The sequence below is a fragment of the Nostoc sp. DSM 114161 genome, assembly GCF_052692665.1.
This window is the reverse complement of record NZ_CP195141.1, coordinates 8,324,138-8,348,285: the sequence shown is the minus strand read 5'-3', so window position 1 is coordinate 8,348,285 and position 24,148 is coordinate 8,324,138. Positions and strand designations below refer to the sequence as shown.

The following is a 24,148-nucleotide window of genomic DNA, read 5'->3' as shown; positions in this document are numbered from 1 at the left end:
GATTTTGGTCTAGCTGTGCCGGATGTAGCTTATGGTAAGCCATAACTATTATTCAGTTTTTAAGATTCTACACAATAAAGTTTCTGTAAGAAGTTGTCCGAGCTTTTTAAAGCTTTTTACATCAACTTTATGCGAACGTCAATAACAGTTTGACTTGTTACTTGATTTTTGGTGTTTTTACGTAAGTAAAAGCGCTGAAAAATTTTCCTTTTATTAATGCCAGAGGTATGTGTAGCCTTATTCCGTAAAATTACTAGATGTACGTTTTTTTCAAGAGCAATTTGAGGAAAAATTGATTGACATAGTTATTAAGGTAAAAATTTTTGTTCTCGCTCAAAAATTTACACAGCTCTAATTATTCCAGCCCGAAACCTTATGCTACCGTCTTCTAGACTTAATAAATACAAAAACCCTAGCAATCAGCAAGATTAATATAGCGCTGAGACTGGTTTGTATCTGCCTAAATTAAAATACTCTATCTAGTAATTTTGGTGTGAAAATCATAAGGATACTGTCAGTACTAGCAACTAACTGAGACTTCAACTACTAATACAAGTAAAAGCAGTAATCAGTACAGACAATATTTTTACTTACACCTAAGGCAGCAAATTTTTTCGTGTTGGCTGTTGACAGTAAACCCTCAACTGTTAAATTTCAAAGCGTAATAGCTAACTCTTTTGAAACTGCCCTCAAACCTTGTAAATTAAGAGCATTTAAGCATGAATATAAGGTTTACAATAATTTCAGTGTAATTCACCCAAATCTTACACCCTTTTATGGATAACCCGACGCTGCTCAAGTCTACAACCCGGCATATCCGCATTTTTGCGGCTGAAATCGATCGAGATGGCGAACTCCTTCCGAGCGATCAGGTCTTAACATTAGATATTGACCCAGACAACGAATTCAACTGGAATGAAGATGCGCTGCAAAAGGTTTATCGAAAATTCGATGAACTAGTAGAAGCTTCTAGCGGCGCAGACCTCACAGACTATAACTTACGCCGCGTTGGTTCAGACTTAGAACATTATGTGCGATCGCTCCTACAACTCGGCGAAATCAGCTACAATCTCTCTAGTCGTGTCACCAACTACAGTATGGGAATCCCCCAAGTTGCAATTGACGAACAGCAGTAAGCCAGCGATGAATGCCAGCTGCTACCCAACAAGTTCCGCGTTAGCGGTACAAGTCGCGTAACCCGTCCAACGCACTGCTCTTGTTGATTGATGACTGTTGACTGTAAACAATGGGATATTTTTTATTTGGCAGTCCTTAAGGTAGAGAGTTATTACCAGACGGGCTATAACTATCTGGGGAATAGGGAGTCGGGAATGGAAAAATGAGGAGCAAAGGGGAAATTGTAGTCAGTCTTTCCTCTGTGTCTACCTCTACCCACTCGATTGCCCATCCTCTTCCTTCTAAGAACCTGGAAACAGCATTTTTTAAGCAGCTTGATTCGTCAGCGAGTTTTGCCACAAACTATATTACTTGTGAAAGCTGTATTTCATTGCGTCAAAAAACTCGTCCTCAACTGGAAAAAGCTGATTCTCTACTCCCTACTCCCTACCTACACAAACAAGCTCAACATGCAAAACCGCTCGCTATATCTTAATTCTTAATTAAAGTTAATTATTGCTATCTTACTTATAAACTAGATAAATACCAATATTATCCGCCTGTTGGATATGGAGTAATTCAGCAAAAACAAATAGCACAGTTATGCTTGAGTTATCTTTGGTGAGACGGTTGGAGTTAGTTGCTTTAGCGATGGAGAGTCACACAGCGATAGAAGCTATGATGAGGCTGTAGGGTTAACTTGGAAGCGTAATCTTTAGATAAGTTAAATATTAGCATCTGCTGATAAAGGCCAGCTAAAATCATCATCTAAAGCCTGGATATGTCAAGTTTAAGAAAGACGAGCGGTCTAGATTGTCCCTAGTAATGCTATTAAATAAATTGCCAATCTGCGATCGGTGGGAAAACTATGGAAAATGATGCGGCAACGCTCCAGTGTCCACATGAAAATTGTCAGGCTGCCAACCCCCTGACTCATAAGTTTTGCCAGCGATGTTCTACCCCTCTACCCAAAAATTACCTCTGGGCTGTGGTAGACAACCAGAGTTTGGGTAGCCCTGGAAAAATATTAGCCGATCGCTATTTAATTGTTGATAAATTTGTTCTATTAGATACCAAGCCTGGTTTGTTAACTCTAACGCCAGAGCTAGAGAATTTACAGATTCCCAGAGCTTACTTAAGGCTCATTCCCTACCGCTTACACGTACCGCAGGTACATGGAGTACTTCCCCTAACTAAAAATTCCCCCCAGCCAGAAGTATTACTTTTAGAAAAACCACCAGTAATGGTGGATGACACAACCCAACAAGTGCATCTGGGCAGCGAATTAACCAGTGCTTGGCGCGATGCTACATCGATGCGCCAACTCAATTGGTTGTGGCAAATAGCTCACTTGTGGCAACCTCTGGCCAGTGAAGGTGTAGTTTCTAGCTTGCTTGACTCCTATGTTTTACGGACAGAAGGCTCGTTAGTCCGTTTGTTGGAATTGCGCTTCGACGATGCTACATCACCAAAATTGCCTCAATTAGGGGAATTCTGGCAGCAATTGGTCGCCAACGCCAAACCAGCCATTGGAGAATTTCTCAATCGCATTAGCCTTTCCCTGATTGAGGGCGAAATTCACTCATCAGAACAATTAATCACAGCTTTAGACCGGGGACTGGCAGAATTAGGGCGATCTCAAACGCCCACAATCAAAATTATCACCAAAACCGATACTGGGCCTAGCCGTCAACGCAACGAAGACGCCTGTAGCCCACCCAGCGGCACCCTAGTAAGCAAGCCACCCCAGCCCACAGCCTTAGCAATCGTCTGTGATGGCATCGGCGGACACGAAGGCGGCAATGTCGCATCAAATTTAGCCATTGAAACAATCCAACAGCAGGTACAGCAACTCACCAAAGTTCCCTACGACCACATAGACCCCTCGCTGCTGCTAAACGACCTAGAAAAAGCTGTGGCTATGGCTAATGACAAAATTAGCCAGCGCAATGACAGCGAAAATCGCCAAGGGCGTCAGCGTATGGGCACAACTTTAGTTATGGCACTGCCGGTAGCTCACGAAATGTACATTACCCATGTCGGTGATAGTCGTGCCTACTGGATTACCCGCCAAGGCTGTTATCAAGTTACCCTTGATGATGATGTTGCTTCCCGCGAAGTGCGCCTTGGCTATGCCATTTACCGTGAAGCTGTGCAACAAAGTTCTGCCGGTTCTCTCGTCCAAGCTTTGGGGATGGGCCCTAGCACTTCATTGCATCCCACATCTGCACGATTTATGCTCGATGAAGATGCAGTTTTTCTGCTGACATCCGATGGCTTGAGTGATTTCGATCGCGTCGAAGAGTACTGGGAAACAGAAATCTTGCCGATTTTGCTTGGAGAAGCAAACATCGTCAATGTAGCAGATAGATTAGTAGAAATCGCTAACAGCAAAAATGGACATGATAATGTCACCGTCGCTTTAGTACACTATCAAGTCCAATACTGGGAACCAGAAATCACCATCAAAGCAATCATTCCAGAAAGTTATTCTGCAAAAACCGTCGATTTGGCATCCAGAGGGGCAAATACGCCAGTTCTAACCAGCCCAAACCAAAAAACTCAGGTGATTGAGGAAAATCAACCTGCCAAAACTCGTCAATTACCTCTACAGTGGATAGTTCCGTTACTATTTGTACTAGCAGCGGGTACTGGGGGATTTATCATTCAACAACTGCGATTAAAATCCACCAGCCAGCCTCCAATAGCTTCTAATCCCACACCAACTCAAACTCCTACTGTTGCAGCCACAGAACCACCCCGAACCCTTGCTAACCTTGCTTCTGGTTGGGTAATTCAAACCACCAAGGAAATCCCGTTGGCGAATAACCAATCGCTTCCTCCTAAAAGTTTTTTACAAGTTATCGGCACTAACCCAAGCCCCAAACCTCCATCTGGAGATTTTTTAGTTCGGATGCAAGTCTGTACCCCAACTCCAGCATCTTCCCAACCACCAGCTCCATCAAAACCTGGGTTGAAACCAGGGCAAGAGGTATCGATTCAATTTTCGCAACTGAAGGGTTCTGGAGCGTCTGTTTTGCAATCAGGTGCAGCAAATACTTGTAAATCTGGTATCCAACCACCAGCGAATCAACCACCTGACACTAGTCAAACTTAGTTAAATACTCGATAAACTAGAAAAAACCTGGAATAATAACAGGTAAGAATCAGACTCAAAAACTGATAAGGTAAAAAAGTAAAAATTTTTACCTTTGAGAATTTTTATTTGAAATTATTTGTTTTTAGCTTTTAGTTTTATGAATCCATGCCATCCCTGATTTTGGCGATCGCCCGTCTCTTAAACACTGGCACTGACAACTTCGCCATTTGGGTGGTCAAGGCTCCCTATCCCAGCGGCCATGTTTTACGTGACTGTATGTGGCCTGTTGAACTCACCCAAGTCTGGCAAGAATGGCGGCAGATGTTTGCTGGCCAAAACCATTTAGTTCTTCCCCCCAACTCCACATCTCAAAATAGCAATCTATTACCGACCGATTCGATTTCATTTTCTTCAGGTCAGACCACTGGCCCTTATAGCAGCCGCCTGATGCAATACCTGGGAATGCTTTTATGGCGCTGGGTATTCGATGGACAAATCCTTGGTAGTCTAGAACGCAGCCGCGGAATTGCTATGGGTCAGCATACACGTTTGCGTTTTCGACTGGAAATTCGCGATCCCGATCTGATTGCTTTCCCTTGGGAAATTATGCAGCGCGAACCCGGTCAATCGGCTATGTCCCTTTCCCAAGATTTGCTATTTAGCCGCACTAGCAGTGAAGTTGACCCGTTACCGTATTTGCGAACTGACCAGGCTTTAAATATCCTGTTGATTTTAGGTCATGATGAGAACCTGCAACTAGAACAAGAAGCCCTGATTTTACAGCAAACTCTGACAGATACCCCAGTCGATACCAATTCCCAAAGATATGCACCAGCAACAGTAAATCAACTTATACAACCAACTCCAGAGGAGTTGATTCAAGAATTAGAAACTAAAGCATACAATGTCTTCTTTTATGCTGGACACGGTTTGCCAGATCCAGACGGTGGGCTACTGTTTTTGCGACCCGGCATGACTCTCAATGGTATAGAATTAGCCCAAGCCTTGAACCGTACAGGTGTGAAGTTAGCGGTTTTCAACGCTTGTTGGGGAGCGCAACCAGCTGTTAGCAATAATCAAGCGGTACCTGCCAGCAGTTTGGCAGAAGTATTAATTCGGCATGGCGTACCAGCGGTTTTGGGGATGCGAGATGAAATCGCCGATCGCGAAAGCCATAGTTTTATTCAAGCCTTTGCTGAAGCTTTGCGATTGTATAAGCCAATTGATGAAGCTGTGACCCAAGCAAGAAAAGAATTGTTAACACTGTATAGATTCAATCAACCTGCTTGGACTTTGCCCGTTCTCTACCTACATCCAGATTTTAATGGCGAACTGATTAAAAACCTGGATGAAGGAATTACTGAATTACCAGATACAGCCATTCCGGATGTAAGTTCTGGGCTTCCTAGTGCAAGTTTACGATCGCTCTCTTCAAAAGATAAAACTTGGTTATTGCGTTATGGAGTCACTCGTATCGGTCGCACCAAAGATAATGATATTGTCATCCCCGAACCGTCTGTTTCTAAACGTCACGCGGAAATCTTCTGCCGCAATACTTTAACTGATGCTACACTGGTGCGAACTTATTATTTACAAGATTTTTCTACCTACGGAACAACGTGGTTTTTAGGGCCTAATGGCTGGCAACAAATCCTCCGAGAGGAAGTCCCCTTGAAATCTGGTATGCAGTTAAAGTTTGGAAGTGCTAGAGGTGAGACCTGGGAGTTTATTATTGAAGACTCCTAGTACAGCTATTGCAGAATTAAATTTTCTCTTGAGTATCAATTTTAAAAATCTGTTTTTACCAAGAGAAAAATCAACTTTTTTGCGGAAATCTCTTCTGGGCGATTGTAGCTGTCAATACCACTAAATAATCGTGAGGCAAGAAAATGACTAATAAAATTAATGGTTCTGACACTTTCTATTCTTTGCAGTCTCAAGTAGATTTAGAGTTATTAGAAGCTTTACTAGAACCAGAGGATGCTAGCTATCCTTGGAATGTGGCTGACGAAGAATCAGAAGCTTATTTTCAAGAATTAGAACAACAATTCGAGAGCCAAGATTTAATCGATGAAGATCTGACTAAGCGATCGCAAGATTTTTACAACCATTTAGATACACTTTGGTCTGGTATCTCTTTTAATGAAAGCTACGAAGGGAATTCCCAACAATCAGTAGTGCTTAATCTCCAAGAAACATTACACGCTACTTTTTGTACCTGTGTTCCCCAAACATTGCTCAACACCATTGCCACTAAAGCCGCTGAAATATTTGCCCGTCAGCAATTAAGAGGCGAACAACTAGTTGAATGCGTTCAAGCTGTACTGCCAAATTGGGGAGAAGAGGATCTTTTAGTTTTAGCCCGTCCTTTTGCTTATGCGATGCGAAGCAACGAATCACATAACCCAGCATCTACAATGGCTAACCTGAACAATCGGGAATGGACAACTTTATCAGAAATAGAACAAGCAAAGGTTAGTTTGACCATCGCCTACTACGCTTTAAGTCAACTCAATAAATACCAGCCCGAACCATAACTCCAGTCTGCTATTTATTTTTTGAATAATTCCATTTTCGAGGTAGCTAGGCTTAATCTACGTGATATTGTCTTGCTTTCAACATCGATTCAGTGTTATACCAACTAGCAATTCAGAAACTTAGATCCAGCAATACTGTCCTGATTTAAATCTGTTGCCTTATTTTCGAGAATTGGTATTAGTTTTGAAGTGACGTACAAGTTAAGTAGATAGATGCTAGCCTAATTTAATAATCATACCATCTATCCCAAGATATATATTTTTACCTTCCTGAAGAATTGGACATTGGGAATCGGGCACTGGTTATTCGCCCTATCTTCCCATCTCCTCATCGCCTCATCCCCCTGATTTTTTATTTAGGGCCAAGGAATCGAGTAGCAAAATTTTGCGATCGTGTCGGTGAAAGCGCCCGTGCCTTGAGAATTGCCGCCATCAAAAAGGCGTAAGATAGCACTCCAACAACTACCAAAAGTAAAGCATTGATCGATCCAGTGGCATTCCAGAGGGCGTGGAGAGCAGAGGCACTCAGATAACCAATGGAAAGAATTTGCCAACTTCTACTGGGTTTGAGGACGGCCAAGCCGATAAAATAGCCCAAGTAGCCACTATAAGCCATGTGTCCAGCCACAGAGCCTAAAATCCGCGGAATTAGCAGTTGTAAACCCGCCAGTTGACCGGCTGCACCGATGCCCACTTGTTGCGTGACATTTTGAGTAATATCCGGCACATATTGGCCGAGAGTTTCCAACAAAGTGAAGCCCACAGCAGAAGCAGTTCCTAAGAGAATCCCATCTAGAGGTTCCCAAACACCTATGCGTTCTCGCCAAGGTGAAGACAACATTCTACCGATGGCGAATATTGTGAGTACGGGCAATGCTTTGAGTAATTCTTCCATTAACCCAGCACCAAAAAACATCCGTACCAGTAACTCTGTGAAGGTGGTAGATTCTTGGGGTGAGGGTAAGTTTCCAGGTAAGATGCCACGAAACACGAAGATAAATAAATCTAATACCGGACTGAGCAAAATCAGCGCCGTACCCAATGCCGTAGCCATTAACACCCACCACGGCTTTTGTTTCCCGCAAAGTTGGTAAACAAAATAATAGGCGGCGAAGGCAATGTAAGTGGCGACGATTACTTGATTTGCTTGGGGACGACCGACTGTAGCAAACATCAACACGACGAAGATTACAGTTAGTATTCCTGGTACGAGGTAAGCTTTACGAGTTAAATCTTTACCAGTGGAAATAATCGGAAAAAGCTGAGTGAAGCTGACAGAATCGGGCTGCTTTAATTGGGTGTGATTGTGGTAGTTGGTTGCTGAAGGCAGTGGTGCCAGTTGGTTAACTGTTGTTGCCGGGGTTTGCGAGGTCAACTCGTACTCAAAAACGTATTGCGGCCCATCAGAACCTAAAGAAATGCGATCGCCTGGGTGCAATTCTTGACATTCATACAAGCGTTGTCCATTCAAATAAGTGCCATTAGCACTATTCAAATCACAAAGCACCCAGCTAAATTTGCTATCTGGAGATAAAGACAGGGGACGAACCACCGCATGACGACGAGATACCATTCGGTACGTCATGGCATCCAAGACAACTTGGCAGCTAGGGTCGCGTCCAATTACTATCTCTTTACTGGGGGGCAGCGAGAAGCGAGATTCCGATCCCGAAGCTGCTCCATTACCAGACACTAGCCGCAGAAATGCATTATGTCTTGCGTTTTTGCCTGTCATTGAGTTAGAGTGAGTGCGTTTCTAAATTAATTCTTAAAATAATTTGGCAGCAGGACTAACCTTAGCCACATCAACAGCAGCATTGCTAAATCCACTATAGCTTTACTTACTGCTAATAAATTTAAATTTCTCGAAGCAAAATTTTAAATTTTTTCATTCATCTAATGTTAATAAGTATTTCATCCACTGAAACTTTTTCCCCAACCTGGGTTGTTAGGCAGACAAATTCAGATTCTATGGCCGAGCTACATCTTGACATCCTAGCTGTAAATTAAACGCACGGCAATTAGTTACTAAATAGTAGTTTTTACTGCATTTAGTTACGTTAACAAAATATATAATTTCCGCTGGTCTATTGTCAGTTATTTTTGCGACTAATGATTGACTAAACCGTTTTGGCACAGGAAATGGGGAGTAGTAAAATAAACTACCCCAAAGTATTGATGAAACATAGCATTCCTCAATGAGAAAGTGAAATCTTGTTCCCCAGACTGTTAACCGCCAACCCTCAACTGTTATATAAGATTTCTGGTATCTTGTCTCTAAGGTGAATTCCATTAATGAATTTACCCTAGCCGTTGGTTTCGACTCCCTTGGACTCCGCTCAGGGCAAGTCGCTCAACCAACTTCATAGTCTAGAGTTGAGCAAAGTCGAAACTCGTCAGCATTGATATTTTCTTCGCTAGAAATCACCTAAACAACTGTAGCCAGTTGGGGGTGTTCAATTTTAGTTCCAAGTACTGTGAGGAATTCTGCCAACCAACGGGGATGAGCAGGCCAAGCTGGTGCTGTTACCAAGTTACCGTCAACTATGGCCTCATCAACAGGAATATCGACATAGATACCTCCAGCACTCTTGACATCTGGGCTACAAGCAGGGTAACCAGTACATCTTTTGCCTTGTAATGTATCGGCCGCTGCCAATAACTGCAAGCCGTGGCAAATAGCAGCGATTGGCTTATTTGTTTGGGCAAAATGACGAGTAATTTCTATTACCTGCTGATTCAGACGGATATATTCTGGTGCCCTTCCTCCCGGAATTACCAAGGCATCGTAGGTTTCGGCTTTTACTTCTGCAAAGGTAGCATTTAAAGTGAAATTATGGCCGGGTTTTTCGCTGTAGGTTTGGTCTCCTTCAAAGTCGTGAACTGCTGTTCGCACTTTGTCGCCAGCTTTTTTATTGGGGCAAACTGCATGGACGGTATGTCCTACCATTTGCAGTGCCTGGAAAGGAACCATCACCTCATAGTCTTCTACATAGTCGCCAACCAGCATTAAAAGTTTCTTAGCAGGCATATTTTTGCTACCCTCAGTTATTAATTAATTATTTATCATTGGTCATTTGTAAAGCACAAATGACGATTTTAACGTCTAAATGTCCAATTTAGACAGATATCAGTTAATGCGTTTATCCGCGAATTTATCGATATATTAGAGCATTAACTTTGGCACAATGCACCTTTTGAAGGCTATGATTTAACAAAGTTTAACGCATCGTTGTATATTATTTGCTAGTTAGGAAAAGGCAAGAGAAACCATTGGCTATTGAGAATTCCCCATTACTAGCTATAATTAACGGCTGAGGTTTATTAAAGCAAATGAAATTCTGCGATCGCTCTGTTAAAGTTTTTGTTTTCATGTCCTGGGCGACTCAGTTTAATTAAGGCGAAACGCTGTAATGGCCTTAAAGATGCCCATTTTTGTTGTGTCAAGACTACTCCAATTTCTTGAGCTTTTTCCTGGACAGTGGGTGGTATGTTTTCACAATCAAGCCATGCAGGATGCCGTTCTATTGGCAATTCGGCAGCTGCTATGCCCGTGCGCTGTAAAATCAATTTTTGGATATATTTGCGGTAAGACTGAATTTCGGTTTCTATAGTGCAAGGCAATTCGACTAAAGCTTGACGCTCTGCTGTAGTCATTTGATTCCAATCAGACAATTTTAGCTTAATGCCGCAGGTATCTAATTTGCAACGCACCTGCATCGGAATACAACGCAGCGAATCAACAAAATCCGCTTCAAATTCAAAGAAATCTGCCATAAGAAAGTATTGAAAATTAGCTTATTAGAATGTTAGTTGAGTAACCGAAAATTTATGGGTGAGGGTGGGGAATAGGGAATGGTAAGTGGTAAAATACAGCACGTCTCATAGAAATGAGATATACAAGGGCGGTCAGGATGCCCAACCCACAAGGTTTATCATATTCAGATGCGTACTTGATTTACTTGTATGCTGTATTTCTTTGAATGCACAAAAGTTTGTGATGTCTTTTATGTAACGTTTTTACTTAGAAGTACTGAAACGAATTATTAAATAACTAATTGACAAGGCCAGAATAGCGATACCTAAACCAATTATATCAATTCCTGGAACTTTTTCTAAATCAAGAATAATAATTTTTCTGGCAACAGCAATTAAAGAAGTTACAATAACTAATTCAACCTGAATAACGTGTTTTCTCAAATAACCTGTGATGTTTTCTAAAATTTCTAAAGCAATTAAAATATTTAAAAATAAACCAAATATTTTATATAGTGTTGTGTTAAATTTGCCATAAGGTATTGTAAATAATTCTTTATATAGAAAAAATCCTAAATCGCCGATCGCCACTAAAATCACAACTACCATCAAAAGAGATAGAACCTTAGAAACCAGCACTTCCACATTTTCAATCATGTGCATGAAGTTCTGGTCTTTGGTAGTTGCTAAAATTGCCTTCAGTAGCCTTCTCATGTTCTGCACCCGATTCTAAAATAAAATCCTATAGAAAAATCTAGAGGATTCAAAAGATTACTTATCGATGTTTTGTAAGTTTTTTATGTACGAGATTAAAATGGGAGCTAGTAAAATTTCTTGTTCTTCAAAATTTTACTTCTTTAAATATAGTAATTGGTAATAGCCAAGAGTTGAGAGACAAAAAAAATAATAATAACTATTGACTATTGACTATTGACTAATTTACTTATTGCTGATTACCGATTCATGGTTAAGACTTATACCATTTCACGAAAATCTTGATACATTATAAATCTACCGTAGGGGCGCACAACTGTGCGTCCCTAGCAATATATTTGTATCAGCTTGAAAGTGAAGCAGTATTACACTTAGCATCTCACCGTTGTAAGGATTGGAGTTGATGATTTTTGACTGTAGTTTCCAGAGAAATTGGTATCAGCTGCACTGCACAGGCTTTTAATTCTGGTTGCAGAGAATCGGGACAAGATTCAGGGTGGGTGAGGGCGTTTGCTTCGGCATTATCCGCCCAGAGGGAACCCCAGTGCATGGGGACAAAAACTGTACCTGGCGCGATCGCTTTTGTCACTTTAGCAGGAAATTTAGCTTGGCCGCGAAGCGATCGCACTTCTACATACTGATTATCTACAATACCCAACCGAGAAGCATCACGGGGATGAATTTCGATAAACGGTTCGGGATGCATTTTGCAAATTTTTTCAATCCGCCCAGTCCGCGTTTGGGTGTGCCAATGCCCGTAAACTCTTCCAGTAGTTAACACAAAAGGATAATCATGGTTTGGTGGTTCTGCCAATCCTTTTGAGTAATATGCGCCAAATCGAGCGCGTCCGTCAGGGGTGTGGAAGCGGAGATTGGTGTAGAGTCGTTTGGAGTGAGGAGTGGGGAGTGAGGAGTTGGGAGTGGGGAGTGAGGAGTGAGGAGTGAGGAGTGAGGAGTTGGGAGTGGGGAGTGAGGAGTTAGGAGTGAGGAGTGAGGAGTTAGGAGTTGGAGATTCTAATTCATCACTCTTAACTCCTAACTCATAACTCTTTTCTGGGTGAGGCCATTGAGTCGGGCCTTGTGCTTGTAATTGCGCGTGACTGATACCGGTCATATCGCAGGGGCGATTTTTGGTGAGTTTGGCAAACTCGGCGTAAACTTCAGCGGAGTTAGCAAAGGCAAACTCTTTGCTAAAACCGAGCCTGCGTCCAACTTCAGCGAAAATTTCCCAATCTGGTTTGGCTTCTCTTGGGGGTTGGCGGAAGGCTTGACACAGAGTTACCATGCGTTCGGAGTTAGTCATCACGCCAGTTTTTTCACCCCATTGGGCTGCTGGTAGCAGAACATGGGCGTAAGCAGAAGTTTCTGTGGGATAATAGGCGTCTTGGTAGATGGTAAAAGGCGATCGCAACAATGCCTTCTTTGTGCGTTCTAAATCCGGCATACTCACAGCCGGATTAGTAGCAGCAATCCACAGTACCCCTACAGCATTATTTTCCAGTCCTGTAATCATGTCCCAAGCAGTCAAACCCGGATGGGGTGAAATTTTTCCTGGTTGGAGTCCCCAAAACTCCTCAACTTCTGCGCGATGTTGGGGATTTTTTACTAGCCGATAACCCGGTAATAAATGCGCCAAACCCCCCGCTTCCCTTCCTCCCATTGCGTTTGGCTGACCGGTAAGGGAAAAAGGGCCTGCCCCTGGTTTGCCAATTTGTCCGGTCATCAGGTGCAGGTTGATGATGGTTCTCACCTTAGCCGTTCCTTCTGATGATTGGTTGATACCCATCGACCACAACGACAATACCCGCTTTGATTGACTCCAATACCGTGCTGCTGTTTCTAAATCTTCAATACTGATGCCACATTCACGAGCTACTACTTCTGGCGGGTAGTGGCGAATTACCTCAGCATAAGCAGGAAAATTGCTGGTACAGTCTTCGATGAACATGGTATCGACGTAGTTCCAGCGCATCAACAAATGAGCGATACCGTTTAACAAGTCGATATCTGTACCGGGACGAATCGCTAAATGCAAATCTGCGGCTTCTGCGGTTGGTGTACGTCGGGGATCGACCACAATCATTTTGACTTTGCGGTTCTTTTTGTGATACTTTGCCAGCCGGTTGAAAGCGATGGGGTGACATTCAGCTGCATTAGTGCCAATTAAAAATGCACAGTCGGTTAACTCCAGGTCTTCATAACAGCAAGGAGGGCCGTCTGAGCCAAAGCTTTGAATGTATCCAGCCACAGCGCTAGACATACATAAACGGGAGTTGGCATCAAAATTATTAGTACCCAAACACCCTTTCATGAATTTCTGGGCTATGTAATAATCCTCAGTTTGAAACTGACCAGAACCATACATACATATTGCTTCTGGCCCTTGGGTGAAACGCACAGTTTGAATGCGCTTAGCGATGAGATCGAAAGCTTCATCCCAACTAACACGGCGAAACTCTCGGTCTAAAGAGTCTCGCACCATTGGGTAATGCAATCTATTCTTATCTAAAGATTCGGCGATGGTTGCACCTTTGACACAAACCATACCTTGACTGGATGGATGAGCCTTATCACCCCGTACCCGCCATATTGGATTTCCTTGGTTATCTCGATTAGTTGCTTTGCCAAGTTCTGCTGGAGGGGAAACTTCTAATCCGCAACCGACACCACAGTAAGGACAAAGGGTTTTGGTAAATTCAGTCATGGTAGTTGTATGGGAATAAGTTCACGCAGAGACGCAGAGTCGCAGAGAAGAGATGAAGAGAGGTATTGAGTGTTCGTAGAGAATTGCTCTTATTAACTCTCTGTGTCTCTGCGACTCTGCGCGATCTTTATTCTTCAGTTAACAAGATAGTAGGTGATGTTTCTGATATTTCAGTTTCATTAGCAGCAAAGGAATTTTTCGGCTCTTTGAGGAAGAAGGCACACATAAAGGCGCAAATTATCGCCGCTAAACCCATTGTGCTAAATAGTGTGGGAGCGTCGGTTAAGCTGAAAATTGTTAGGTAAACTACACCGCCAAAATTACCGTAAGCTCCAACATTACCGGCAATTTGTCCGGTGGCTTCTTTTTTAATTAAAGGTACGATACCGTAAGTTGCACCGCAGCCAGCTTGGGCAAAGTAAGCGGCAAACATTGTAACTGCGATCGCCAGCGGAATAGGCCAGTTACTATTAATAAAATGTGCCATCAAATAACCAACACCAATGCCTGCACTGATAATTGTCATCGTCCACTTACGGGAACCGAATTTATCAGAAATTAAGCCACCACTAGGACGAGAAACTAAATTGAGAAATGGATAAGTTGCGGCAATCATCCCAGCAACAACGTGTTCTAAACCAAAGGTTTTCTCAAAAAATGCTGGTAACATGGAAACCGCAGCAAGTTCTGAACCAAAGTTAGTTGTATAAGTGAATTCGAGTAATGCTATTTGACCAAATTGAAAACGTTCGGCTGGTGCGTAAGTTTTCTTGCCAATTAAAAGTTCGTGGTTGACTTGCCAAGCTTTATAACTTTGATAAAGAAATAATCCTGCTAATAATAACCAAGCCAGATACATTTGGCTCAAAGTTAAGAAGTGAATATTCTTTTGTTCCAAACGCCAAGCTAATAAACCTAAAGCGAAAATTAAACCAAAATTTGAGACAATCATCGCCCAGAAACTTTTAACGCTGGTTACTTCTAAAGCACCATTTTTCTTAGGCTTTTGATACACTTTACCAGTTGGTGTATCTTGAACGCTGTTGTAATAAATTACGCCGTAGATAGCTGCAACAATTCCGGTAAATGCGATCGCAAATCGCCAATTAGATGCACCACCAGCCAAAAAGCTTGTAGAAACTGCAATTATCGGTAAGGCAAACTCGGCACCAAAAGCCCCAAAGTTACCCCAACCGCCATAAATACCTTGAGCAATTCCCATTTCCTTCGGCTGGAACCATTCCCCTACCATCCGAATACCAACAACAAATCCAGAACCAACAATTCCCATCAGCAAACGACTGATAACTAATTGATTAAAATCTTGGGCTAACGCCGTCGCCAAACAAGGAACAGCGGCAAATATCAGCAGTATTGAATAGGTAATTCTGGGGCCAAAACGATCCAAAAGCATCCCAATAATTAACCGTGCTGGAATTGTCAAAGCCAGGTTACAAATGCCCAAAGTTTTGATTTGTTCGGGGGCTAAATGTAGTTGCTTGCCGATAGTTGTAGCGAAGGGAGCAAAATTAAACCAACAGACAAAAGTCAGAAAAAAAGCAAACCAAGTCTGATGTAAGATGCGATAGCGATCGCTGAATGAAAATAAATTTTTAAGCATTTTAATGTCCCTAATTGAAGAGGTGGGGAGTGTGAGGAGATAGGGAGACTTGTACTGAGCGGAGCCGAAGTATGGAGAGTGTAGGGAGGTGTGGGGAGAATCCCTAAGTTATCGCTGGAAGCGGAGCAAGGAAAGCTCCGCTCAAAAGTCAACAGTCAACAATCATTAACTACCAACTGCTAAAGCTTCTTGTTTGAGTTTTGCCCCAAAGTTTTTGATGAGTAAATCTTGCAATATTGGCTGTAAATCTTCACAAGGTATGCCTTTGATAATACAAGTTCCCAGATGGGCATCTTTGCCAACTTTGCCGCCCATATATATGTCAACACCTTCGAGGGTTTTACCATTTTTGCGAGTTTTAGTACCCATTAAGCCAATGTCTGCAACTTGAGGTTGTCCGCAGGAGTTGGGGCAACCAGTCCAGTGAATTCGCACGGGATGGGTGAAGGTTAACTCTTCTTCTAAGGCTTTAATCATTGCCAGGGCACGGTTTTTGGTTTCGATGAGAGCAAAGTTGCAAAATTGTGCGCCTGTGCAAGATACTAGCGATCGCGTTAAGAAACCTGGATTAATCGAAAACCTTTCTAGTAATGGCTCTGTTAAAAATGTTGCTAATCTCGATTCAGCAACGTTGGGGATAATAATATTTTGCTCCACTGTGAAACGGATTTCACCGCTACCGTAAACTTCTGCTAGGCGTGCAATTTCAAACATATCTTCGGCATACAACCGACCAACAGGAATCTGCAAGCCTACGTAATTTAATCCTGGTTGTTTTTGTTTGTATACCCCGATGTGGTCGCGCTTTTCCCAATCGATTTCGTCTTTTGGCGCTGCGGGTAACAATGATTTACCCAAGCGATTTTCCACTTCTTGGCGAAACTTTTCTAAACCCCATTCATCAATTAGCCACATCAGACGGGATTTTTGCCGATTAGCACGCGAGCCGCAATCGCGAAAGACTTCTAAAACGGCTCTACATACAGCTACCACATCTTCTGGAGCCACCCAAGCATTCAGAGGAATCGCCGCCTCACAACGTTTGGCGGAGAAAAAACCACCGACGATGATGTTAAATCCGAATATTTTTTGGTGGGAATGGACAGAAGAAAAATTTTGCTCCCCTGCTCCCCTGCTCCCCTGCTCCCCTGCCTCTTTAAATGCTGGCACGAATGCCAAATCATTAATCTCCGCGTGAACTGAATTGTCTCTTCCACCAGCGATCGCAATATTAAATTTCCGTGGTAAATTGCTAAACTCTGGGTTGCCTTCGCCTTTGTTAGTGAGCATATCTTGAATTTGCTGTACCAACTCTCGCGTGTCGTACAACTCATCTGCATCTAACCCCGCCACAGGATCTCCTGTAATATTGCGGATGTTATCCATCCCTGACTGCACGCTGGTTAAGCCAACTGCGTGAAATCTATTAAAAATATCTGGTAAATCAGAAATCCTGATTCCTCGCAATTGAATATTCTGTCTGGTAGTAATATCGGCACTACCCTCATCTCCGTAACGCTGCACTACTTCGGCTAAAACACGCATCTGAGTACTGCTGAGAATACCGTTAGGCATCCGCAACCGCATCATAAACTGACCTGGAGTAACTGGGCGAAAAAATACACCTACCCATTTGAGCCGATGATCTCGGTCTGTTTCGTCCATTGCTTCCCAACCCAAGGCGGCAAATTTTTCGATCTCACTCTTAACGGCGAGTCCATCTTTTTGAGCCTTGAATTTCTCGAACTTATTCAGGTTGGCGGTGGTAGTTGCTGTGTCTGTCATGAGGCTGACTCTCGTTGCAAGTTACTAATAAACGTCAAATAAACGTCAAAACTTGTGGTTATTACCCAATATCAATCAACCCGTAGTTCCATCAGGTGTTGTATCTACGAGGATTAGACAAGAAAAACTTAGATATGCGATTACGGCTGATTATTTATACTTCCGAAAATTCCAATGGGAAACTTAAAATCCGTGGTTTATCGGGGAAAATTTGTCGTCATTTACATTTGGGGAATTTGTCAAGGAGTTTTGGCTACTGTTCATGTAACAATTTCGATACTCATAACTTAAGGTCAGATTTCTGTTAAAATCGTATAAATTGTTACGTTTTTTTAGTAGAATTGCAGAAAATGTATGATAAATATGCATTTTTTACATCCAATTCTGTCCTAAGTAGCGCAAAGTGCTTACATCAAAGGTATTTGAGATGACTGGAGGTATTTTTAATTAATATCTAGCAATCCTATTTGACGAGTTGTCAAAATTCTTGTGAAAAGAGCTATGAAACGTCGTGATTTTATTAATTGGGTAGGTTTGGGTTGGATAGCGAGTTCTTTACCCGTAGCGATCGCAGCTTGTTCTTCCCAGACAAATTCATCAGCATCAGCCGATTGGCAAACGGTAGGCACATCAGCAGATTTAGATAAAACAGGCCAATTGTTGGCGAAAAACTCACCTGCGGGGCCTGTGTTGGTAGTCGGTACATCTAAATCTCAAAGCCTGACGGCTGTCAACCCTACTTGTACTCATGCGGGTTGTACAGTGGGATGGAAAGCTGACGCCAAAAAATTCGTCTGCCCCTGTCATGGTTCAGAATATGGGGCTGACGGTAAAGTGCAAAAAGGCCCAGCAGCAGAACCATTAAAAACTTACGCTGCCAAAATAGAAGGTAGTTCAGTTCTAGTCAAGCCAAGTTAAATAATTGGAGCATGGGGCAAGCAGAAAGTGTGGAAGGTGTGGGAGGATGGGCAAGAAATCTTTCCCCCCACACTCCCCATCTCCCCATCTCCCCATCTCCCCACCTCCCCATCTCCCCACTCCCCACTCACTTTTAAAATCGTGAACAACATCAACCAGCTTTTGATGCAAGTTCAGACAGCATATAAGGCAGCTGATTGGTCATCACTAATTCAATATTTACAACAATTAATTATAGAGACAGACATTGAACATCCAGAGATAGTTGAAAATCGAGAATATCTGCTGACATTAACACTTTCAATGTTAGAGATGGGTGATTTTCAGCAACGCTGGGAAATAACTAAGATATTAACTAACTTGGGAAATATTGCGATCCCACCACTGATTGAAATATTAAAAGATGAAGACGTAGATGAAGAATTACGTTGGTATGCAGCACGGACTTTAGGAGAATTTCAGCATCCAAATGCCATCGCAGCTTTAGTAGAATTATTGAAAAATGATGAGGATGAAGAACTCAAAGCGATCGCAGCTACAGCACTAGGAAAAATGCGTACTGTTGCTATTACTTCGCTTGCAGAACTTCTAGTAGATGAAGATACGCGGCTTTTGGCAGTGCGATCGCTTTGTTGTATTCCGCAAACAGAAATCATTGCACCACTGTTGAGTGTAGTCCAAGATCCACAACCCGCAATTCGCACTGCTGCAATTGAAGCCCTCACTAACTTTGACGATGAACGCGTACCACCAGTTTTGTTAAACGCTTTGGATGATGTAGCCGCTACAGTTAGACGTGCAGCAGTGGTTGGTTTAGGTTTTCGCCCCGACTTGCGCCAACCCTTCGATTTAGTGACGAGATTACAACCAAAGCTTTATGACATTAACCTTGATGTTTGTTGTGCGGCAGCCATTAGCCTTTCTCGTATGGGTAGTGATGAGGCCGCCAAACACTTATTTGATTTGCTGATTTCACCCCAGACACCGATAACCCTGCAATTAGAAACTATCCGCGCTTTAAGTTGGATGGGGACACAATCGAGTTTGGAATATTTACAAACAGCACTCAATCAAAGTACATCAGAAACAGTATGGCAAGAAATTGTCACGATTTTAGGGCGAGTGCAAAAGCCTGAGCTAACAAAACCAGCCGCAGAAATTTTAGTAGAAGTATTGCAATCGCAACATCCAGCGACAAAAATCGCCAATATCAAAAGTGCGATCGCTTTATCTTTAGGACAGTTAGGCAAAATCCAGGCAATTGAACCATTAATTTCACTGCTAGCTGATTCTAATGTATCGGTGAGACTACATGCGATCGCAGCACTGAAAAATCTCGATAAGGAAGCCGCACATCAAAAATTACAGCAGTTAGCAAATAACCCTGAGCTTACACCAGATTTGCAACAAGGAATCGCGATCGCTTTGGCAGAGTGGTAAATTTTTTTAAAGAGAATGGGGAGACAAGAAGAGTGATTTGTATCAGCAATTGTTTCAAAAGCAGATTCCACAGTTATGAATGTAGCTCAAGGTATTTTTCAAATAACTCTATAAGAATTATGGCTGAGTATCACGCTTTTAAAACAGAAGAGTTAGATCCAGAAACGTTGTGAAATCGCGCACAACTGCCCAATTCCGTAAAGCTTTTCAAGATTTACCCTAACAAGTTCAAAAGCAGACACGTCAGGCATATCGCCAATTTAAGCAAGATCCTGGACATCCAAGCTTACGCTTCAAAAAAGTACATCCAGAATTACCAATTTACTCTGCTCGGATTAGTAAAAGTTATCGAGCAGTTGGACAATTAGAAGGCAATACAGTCATTTGGTTTTGGGTTGGTTCACATACAGAGTATGACATGTTACTCTCTGACTTATAGCTATTGACTGATAACTGATGACTATTAACCGTCAACAATCATCAGTTAGCAGTCAACTCCTATGTCTAGAACGAATGGGTTATCCTGACCCCTTTTTATAATGATGGATCAAAAATCTTATCTAAAAATTTATATATTTCAGCAGAGAATATTTAAGTCTTTTTTGGTGAGATTTGCCGAAAAATTGGCTTTAATGCGGATATTTGACAACAAAAGCAGGAAATTCTGATTTAGACAAATGTAAATCCGATAACAAGACCTGTAACAAACCCTACTAAACTGCGGGGAAAAATCCATTAACTTAATGAAACCGATAAATGTAATGCAGGCTACATAAAAATGCGCCTAGAGCAGTTGCAAGCCTTTCTAGCGATCGCCCAAACCGGCAGCTTTCAACAAGCAGCGCGAACATGTGGTGTTACGCAATCGACAATTAGTCGCCAAATCCAAGCATTAGAAGCAGATTTGGGAATAGAACTATTTCACAGAACTAGTCATGCCAAGCTAACCCTTGCGGGTGAACGTTTGCTACCTCGTGTCCGCAAAATTTGCCAAGAATGGCAGACTGCTACAGAAGAATTAGCCGATTTAATAGCCGGAAAACAGCCAGAACTTTGCATTGCTGCGATTCATTCACTATGCGGATCTTACTTACCCCCGGTGTTACAAAAATTTTGCCACGATTATCCAGAAGTGCAATTGCGGGTGACTTCATTGGGAAGCGATCGCGCCCTGAAAGTCCTCAAGGATGGACTAGTAGATTTAGCAATTGTGATGAATAATCGCTTTTTAACTACTGGTAGAGAAATGGTAGTAGAAGTACTTTATGATGAACCTATAGAAGTTCTAACCGCAGCCAATCATCCCCTAGCCCAATATGAATTCGTTCCTTGGCCTGAGTTAATTCGTTATCCCCAAGTGGTTTTTAAAGATGGCTATGGGATGCAGCGTTTGGTACAAGATAGATTTGAGCGAATGGAAGCTACACTCCAGGCAGCTCTAGAGGTAAATACTCTAGATGCTTTCCGAGGAGTAGTGCGCCAAGGCGAACTCATAGCTTTACTACCTCAATCAGCATTAGTAGAAGCACGCCAAGACCCTACCCTAGCCATTCGTTCCCTAGCCAGCAATAGTATTGGTGGTTTACCAGATACTTCGACTTTGACTCGCCGCGTAGTAATGGTCACAACTCAAGATCGTCTGCAAATTCCTCCCATCAAGCACTTTTGGCAACTTGTGTTGGAAAATATCCCACTGCAAATTGACCAGCAGCGATCGGCTTGTTAAATTTCATTGGGCATGGGGCATTGGGCATTGGGCATGGGGCATGGGGCATTGGGCATTGGTTATTGGTTATTGTTAACTAACAAAGGACTAATGACTAATGACAAAGGACTAATGACTAATGACCAATTTTAGGGAATTCGTACAGAAAGTTGGTAGCGGTAACCACACAGGAGAAAATTTAACTCGTGCCCAAGCAGCCACCGCTACTAAAATGATGCTGCTGGGTGAAGCTACACCAGCCCAAATTGGAGCATTTTTGATTGCTCATAGAATCAAGCGTCCCACCGGGGAAGAGTTAGCGGGAATGTTGGATGCTTATGATGAACTCGGCCCAAAACTGCAACCCATAGTCTCTGAGCGGCCGGCGATGGTTTTGGGCATCCCTTACGATGGCAGAACCCGCACTGCACCAATTAGTCCGGTGACAGCTTTACTACTCGCCGCAGCCGGACAACCCGTGGTAATGCACGGCGGCGATCGCTTGCCAACTAAGTACGGTTTACCTCTGATAGATATTTGGCAGGGTTTAGGAGTCGATTGGACTGCCCTACCCCTAGCAAAAACCCAGCAAGTATTTGCACAAACGGGAATCGGCTTTATTTATCTGCCTCAGCATTTTCCCTTAACTACAAGTATTTGGGAGTACCGCGATCAACTTGGCAAACGTCCGCCCTTCGCAACAATGGAGTTAATTTGGTGTCCTTATGCTGGAGATGCTCACGTAATTGCTGGGTTTGTCCATCCGCCCACTGAAGGGATGTTTCAGACCGCCTTAGGGCTGCGTGGGGTAACAAAATTTACATTTGTGAAGGGATTAGAAGGTAGCTGTGACTTACCGCGCGATCGCACTGCGATCGTTGGCTTATCTTCATCGGTAACATCCCAAGAGATAGAACGATTGCACCTCGTACCCCGCGATTATGGCTTTACTACGAAAAACGTGCCCCTTGGAACTACTGAAGAACTGGTGGCGGATATTCGAGAGGTTTTGGCAGGTAAACCAGGGGAATTAATGCAAACTGCCTTATGGAATGGCGGATTCTACCTATGGCGGAGTGGTATTTGTCCAAATATGCCAGAGGCTTTAACTAAGGCGGAAGAATTATTCACCAGTGGTGTGGTAACAGCTAAACTCGAAGAACTACAAGCCTTGCGGTAAATTCAATGTCAGCTGCAACCGTATCCTTTAGGGCGCGAGCGACTTCTCCAAAATAGATTTTTGTTGCAACCAATCTTGACCGACTTGAATACTGATATCCGAGCCAAGGTTGCCAGTACTTTCCACACGCACTTCTCCAAATCCCAAAGTGTTGCGAATTGATTCGGCACTGTCACCATCTCCTTGTTGGGCAACGATGTGAGTTACCTCTAGAGGTTCGCCCCATGCCTTAGCTATAAAGATATTGCGATAACCAGATTTTTCCAAGGCTGTGATTAATGGTTGGAGATTAGAGCGATCGCCACCTGTACTATCTTGAATTGCTACACGTAAAGAACGGGGGTCACTCGTCTGCTGTTCTTCTTCGGATTCTAGACCAAAGTGTTGAGCCATGAGTTTGGCAATACTATTTTTGCTAGGTAACCAATAGCTAGCATCAAACTCATTCTTCTCGCTAAAGCGACCTGGTAGCATTAGCATTTGCATGTTGGAGCGATTTGTCCGCACTCCAAAACCTAATAGCGCCACTAACTCCTCAACCGTCAAGTTAGTGTCAATGTGTTCTTTCACGACATCAAGAACTTTAGGCAATTGAGCCACAGTCGCGGGGTTGAGAGTCTGATCCATTAAAGCACGCATAACCATTTGCTGGCGCTGAATCCGACCAATATCTCCAAGTTCGTCATGGCGAAAACGTAGCAATTGTAGTGCCTGCTCGCCGCCCAGATGCTGCTTCCCCGCTTTCAAATTGATGTACAAGTGCTGCGAATCATCTTGATACTTCATATCTTTGGGGACGTAGACTGTGACGCCACCCAAAGCATCGATTAGCTTTGCAACTCCCAAAACATTAATTCGGACATAGCGATCGATTCCTACGCCACCCAAGAGATTGCTGACAGTTTTAGCAGTCAAAGCTGGGCCGCCATCGACATTGGCAGCATTAATTTTTTTAACTCCATACCCTTCTATTTCTGTGCGAGTGTCTCTGGGAATGGAGAGCATAATTATTTTTTTCGTCTCTGGATCGAATTTGACCAAGAGCATCACATCAGAAAGACCATCAAAGGAGTTGACTTGGGGCAGGTATTTAAGATTTTTAGTTTCTTGAGGAGGGTTTTGGATATCTGGGGGTAGTACGCTCATGCCCATAACCAACAGATTAACCGGGCGAGTTAATTCTGAAAATCGCAACACGCCTCCAGAAATGCGATCGCCATCAAACACCGCTTCATCTTGGGGACTTAGCTGAGCTTGCTGTAAAGGCGTACTAGTCAAAGATACCGCCAGCAACGCCCCGGCTGTTGCTGACACCATTGCAATTCCACTCATACCCACCCAAAACCACAGCCAACGTCCAGATTTGGAGTTATGGGGAATTTTTTTAACGGACTTGGACGCTTTTCCCGATTGGTTTTCTTCTGCCGAACTTCTTTGAATGGTCACAGACTTCCTCACACTTACTCACTAATCAAATTCGGTAAATTTGCAAACTAAAAATATGCAGACAAATCAACCCATAATACCTAACTCTTAATTATTAGTGCTAACTTTTTTAATGTAGTGTCAACC

At 42.8% G+C, this 24,148-nt stretch carries 16 protein-coding genes and 1 pseudogene; 9 read left to right on the top strand and 8 right to left on the bottom strand.

The annotated features are described in order from the left end of the window. The first annotated feature begins 776 nt into the window (after positions 1-776). The 4 genes from NSTC745_RS34940 to NSTC745_RS34925 all read left to right on the top strand — a co-directional run bounded on the left by NSTC745_RS34940 (position 777) and on the right by NSTC745_RS34925 (position 6,753). Positions 777-1,136, top strand: a complete 360-nt coding sequence (locus tag NSTC745_RS34940; protein WP_096537408.1) for an NAD(P)H-quinone oxidoreductase subunit M — start codon at positions 777-779, stop codon at positions 1,134-1,136. Between the two features lie 848 nt (positions 1,137-1,984). After that, entirely contained in the window at positions 1,985-4,234 is a 2,250-nt protein-coding gene (locus NSTC745_RS34935; RefSeq protein ID WP_445635123.1) for a protein phosphatase 2C domain-containing protein, read from the top strand. Between the two features lie 147 nt (positions 4,235-4,381). Next, entirely contained in the window at positions 4,382-5,962 is a 1,581-nt protein-coding gene (locus NSTC745_RS34930) for a CHAT domain-containing protein (protein WP_445635122.1), read from the top strand. Positions 5,963-6,105: 143 nt separating this feature from the next. Then, complete coding sequence (locus NSTC745_RS34925) at positions 6,106-6,753, top strand: hypothetical protein (RefSeq protein WP_445635121.1); 648 nt, start codon at positions 6,106-6,108, stop codon at positions 6,751-6,753. A 352-nt stretch (positions 6,754-7,105) separates the two neighbouring features. On the opposite strand, the gene NSTC745_RS34920 is transcribed toward NSTC745_RS34925, so the two are convergent. The 7 genes from NSTC745_RS34920 to NSTC745_RS34890 all read right to left on the bottom strand — a co-directional run bounded on the left by NSTC745_RS34920 (position 7,106) and on the right by NSTC745_RS34890 (position 17,333). Then, positions 7,106-8,488, bottom strand: a complete 1,383-nt coding sequence (locus NSTC745_RS34920) for a PrsW family glutamic-type intramembrane protease (RefSeq protein WP_445635120.1) — start codon at positions 8,486-8,488, stop codon at positions 7,106-7,108. 693 nt (positions 8,489-9,181) lie between these two features. Beyond that, entirely contained in the window at positions 9,182-9,784 is a 603-nt protein-coding gene (locus NSTC745_RS34915; protein WP_445635119.1) for a DJ-1/PfpI family protein, read from the bottom strand. A 293-nt stretch (positions 9,785-10,077) separates the two neighbouring features. Continuing rightward, positions 10,078-10,530 (bottom strand): nitrate reductase associated protein, encoded by a 453-nt coding sequence (locus NSTC745_RS34910; protein ID WP_445635118.1) that lies wholly within the window; start codon positions 10,528-10,530, stop codon positions 10,078-10,080. Between the two features lie 243 nt (positions 10,531-10,773). Then, positions 10,774-11,223, bottom strand: coding sequence for a phosphate-starvation-inducible PsiE family protein (locus NSTC745_RS34905; protein WP_445635117.1), 450 nt, complete (start codon positions 11,221-11,223; stop codon positions 10,774-10,776). Positions 11,224-11,602: 379 nt separating this feature from the next. After that, complete coding sequence (locus tag NSTC745_RS34900; protein WP_445635116.1) at positions 11,603-13,927, bottom strand: molybdopterin oxidoreductase family protein; 2,325 nt, start codon at positions 13,925-13,927, stop codon at positions 11,603-11,605. Between the two features lie 127 nt (positions 13,928-14,054). Continuing rightward, a complete protein-coding gene (locus NSTC745_RS34895; RefSeq protein WP_445635115.1) occupies positions 14,055-15,548 on the bottom strand; it encodes a NarK family nitrate/nitrite MFS transporter in 1,494 nt (497 codons plus the stop codon). Positions 15,549-15,713: 165 nt separating this feature from the next. Next, positions 15,714-17,333 (bottom strand): ferredoxin--nitrite reductase, encoded by a 1,620-nt coding sequence (locus NSTC745_RS34890; RefSeq protein ID WP_445635114.1) that lies wholly within the window; start codon positions 17,331-17,333, stop codon positions 15,714-15,716. A 501-nt stretch (positions 17,334-17,834) separates the two neighbouring features. Here NSTC745_RS34890 and NSTC745_RS34885 point away from each other — a divergent pair. From NSTC745_RS34885 to NSTC745_RS34865, 5 genes and pseudogenes are all read left to right on the top strand, one after another. Next, on the top strand, positions 17,835-18,251 hold the full coding sequence (locus NSTC745_RS34885; RefSeq protein ID WP_445635113.1) for a QcrA and Rieske domain-containing protein: 417 nt from the start codon (positions 17,835-17,837) through the stop codon (positions 18,249-18,251). 138 nt (positions 18,252-18,389) lie between these two features. Beyond that, complete coding sequence (locus tag NSTC745_RS34880) at positions 18,390-19,691, top strand: HEAT repeat domain-containing protein (RefSeq protein WP_445638756.1); 1,302 nt, start codon at positions 18,390-18,392, stop codon at positions 19,689-19,691. Between the two features lie 235 nt (positions 19,692-19,926). Then, positions 19,927-20,130: pseudogene (locus NSTC745_RS34875) on the top strand (ParE family toxin-like protein); the annotation flags it as partial. 339 nt (positions 20,131-20,469) lie between these two features. Further along, complete coding sequence (locus tag NSTC745_RS34870; protein WP_096537422.1) at positions 20,470-21,417, top strand: LysR family transcriptional regulator; 948 nt, start codon at positions 20,470-20,472, stop codon at positions 21,415-21,417. A 118-nt stretch (positions 21,418-21,535) separates the two neighbouring features. Next, a complete protein-coding gene (locus NSTC745_RS34865) occupies positions 21,536-22,576 on the top strand; it encodes an anthranilate phosphoribosyltransferase family protein (RefSeq protein ID WP_445635112.1) in 1,041 nt (346 codons plus the stop codon). 27 nt (positions 22,577-22,603) lie between these two features. On the opposite strand, the gene NSTC745_RS34860 is transcribed toward NSTC745_RS34865, so the two are convergent. Next, positions 22,604-24,022, bottom strand: coding sequence for an LCP family protein (locus NSTC745_RS34860; protein ID WP_445635111.1), 1,419 nt, complete (start codon positions 24,020-24,022; stop codon positions 22,604-22,606). Between the last annotated feature and the right edge of the window lie 126 nt (positions 24,023-24,148).